The organism is Bradyrhizobium sp. P5_C11_2 (assembly GCF_054049755.1).
This window is the reverse complement of record NZ_JBFULT010000892.1, coordinates 1-1,903: the sequence shown is the minus strand read 5'-3', so window position 1 is coordinate 1,903 and position 1,903 is coordinate 1. Positions and strand designations below refer to the sequence as shown.

The window sequence follows — 1,903 nt, the reverse complement described above, 5'->3', positions numbered from 1 at the left end:
CTCTATCGCACACCGCTCGACCCCGTGCCGGCTTGGCAGCGCTAGGCGTTCCGATTCCATCGGAACGGGACTTTAGTCGTCGAGCGCCGGCGGCTCGAACCAGTTCGTCAGCGACAATCCGCCGTCGACGACGAAGGCCGCGCCGGTGACGTAGCCTGYGAGCTTGTTCGACAGCACTGCCAGCGCCATCGGCGCGAGGTCGTTGGCCTCGCCGAGACGCCCGAGTGGAATGTGCCGCGCCAATGAGGGATCCGCGACGAATCCGCCGGCCGCGATCGCGCCGGGCACCAGCGCGTTGACGCGGATGTCGTGGCGGCCGAACGTCTTGGCCAGCTCCTTCACCAGCATCGCCATCCCGGCTTTCGCCGTCGAATAATGCGGCAGGTTGCGCGGCGTGCCTGCATGCAGCGAGGTGAGAAACAGGAACGAGCCCGGCCGCTTCGCCGCGATCAGCCGCTTGGCGATCTCGCGCGCCAGATGAAAGCCGGCGTCGAGATTGACCGCATGCATCTCCTGCCAGATCCTGCGATCGACCGCGAGCGCATGATCGGCCTCCCGCCGCGGCGGCGATGCGCTGTGGACGAAATGCGTCACCTCGCCCAGCGCTGCGTGCGCGGTGGCGAGCAGTGCATCGCACGCGTCCAGCTCGGCGAGATCGCCGACCCAGGGCACGGCCAATTCAGGCCTGCTGCTCGCGCTGATCGCGGCACTCACCCGCTCCGCCTTCACATCGGCGAACACCGTTCGGACGCCCTCGCCGACCAGGGCCTGCGCGATCGCACGGCCGATGCCGTTGCCCGCGCCGGTGACGAGCGCCGTATCGTGTGCGGGATCGAACGGCGTACTGAACAGGCTCATGTCGATCTCCGGGGCCGGGGCGCGCTACGTTAGCGTACCGAGCGGACGGACGACAATMGCGTCGCGGCACCATTGCGGAGCGGCGCGCCGGGCGCTAGCCTCCCGAAAAAATCGAGGAGGTACCAAGGATGCGCTACGGTTTTCTGATCACGGGCCTGTTGCTGCTTGCCGCGCCGGCCCAGGCGGCCGATCCGCGGTCGACCTATGTGACGATGGTCTTGCAGGCCTTCGCCGCCAGGGTGGAATGCCCCAACACGGATCTCGTCTATCAGGACCTGGTGCAGAAGGCGCAGCAGATGCAGCTGCCCGACGGCATCACCGAAAAGGTGCGCAAGGCGATCGCCTGGATGCATACCGGCGGCAAGATGGGCGAGAAGCAGGACGACGACCTGATGGCCGAGGTCGCGGTCGCGACGCAGGCGACCGATATGGACCAGCGCCGCCTCGGCATGCCCGGCTGGTGCGAGGCCCAGAAGACCAATCTCGCCGGCCTGATCCGCAGCAAGGGCGGCTAGACGGTTTTCCCGGGCATTAAGCACGGCGCGGCGGAACCACCGCCGCGGCCAATATTCGTCACAATCCTCGCCAGCATGCGGGCCTCTTCGAATTCGAACAGGAACCCCTCATGCGGATGATCCATGTCGTCTTCGCCGCCACGCTCGCGGCCGTCACGGCGCTGACCGCCCCCTTGCTGGCGAAGAATTCAGGCACCCAGAAAGCCGAGGACAAATCGCCCTCCTCGACCTGCAGCGCGTATCAGCAGACACCGAATGGTACCTGGGAGYAGCTCCCCTGCAAGGAGACCGGCGATCGCAGTCAGCCGCAAACCCAACGGTCCCAGTCGCAGGGAACCGAGCACGAGGACCGCTGAGGCGTTTCCTGGCCGGCGATCAGCTGTGGTGCGGTCCACGCATGATCTTCATGGCATCCTCGATGTGACGCCACTCCTTGGCCTCATCGGCCTCGCCGCGGCCCTCGCAGGCCACGGCCTGCTCGGCGGCCTTCGCAATCGCAGCGAAGCCGTGCCGTTCGAGCATCTGGCGTG

General features: G+C 66.9%; 3 protein-coding genes. 2 read left to right on the top strand and 1 reads right to left on the bottom strand.

The window, feature by feature from the left end:
- Positions 1–72: 72 nt before the first annotated feature.
- Positions 73–858, bottom strand: coding sequence for an SDR family NAD(P)-dependent oxidoreductase (locus tag ACXJL8_RS39960; RefSeq protein ID WP_456686917.1), 786 nt, complete (start codon positions 856–858; stop codon positions 73–75).
- A gap of 128 nt (positions 859–986) precedes the next feature.
- Here ACXJL8_RS39960 and ACXJL8_RS39955 point away from each other — a divergent pair, with 128 nt between their 5' ends.
- Together ACXJL8_RS39955 and ACXJL8_RS39950 are read left to right on the top strand one after the other, a co-directional pair.
- Positions 987–1,373 (top strand): hypothetical protein, encoded by a 387-nt coding sequence (locus ACXJL8_RS39955; protein WP_456622857.1) that lies wholly within the window; start codon positions 987–989, stop codon positions 1,371–1,373.
- A 110-nt stretch (positions 1,374–1,483) separates the two neighbouring features.
- On the top strand, positions 1,484–1,729 hold the full coding sequence (locus ACXJL8_RS39950; RefSeq protein WP_456686916.1) for a hypothetical protein: 246 nt from the start codon (positions 1,484–1,486) through the stop codon (positions 1,727–1,729).
- The last annotated feature ends 174 nt before the right edge of the window (positions 1,730–1,903 follow it).

Excerpts from the sequence above, each read along its gene's own strand:
- ACXJL8_RS39955 (WP_456622857.1), top strand. The coding sequence starts at position 987 with ATGCGCTACGGTTTTCTGATCACGGGCCTGTTGCTGCTTGCCGCGCCG.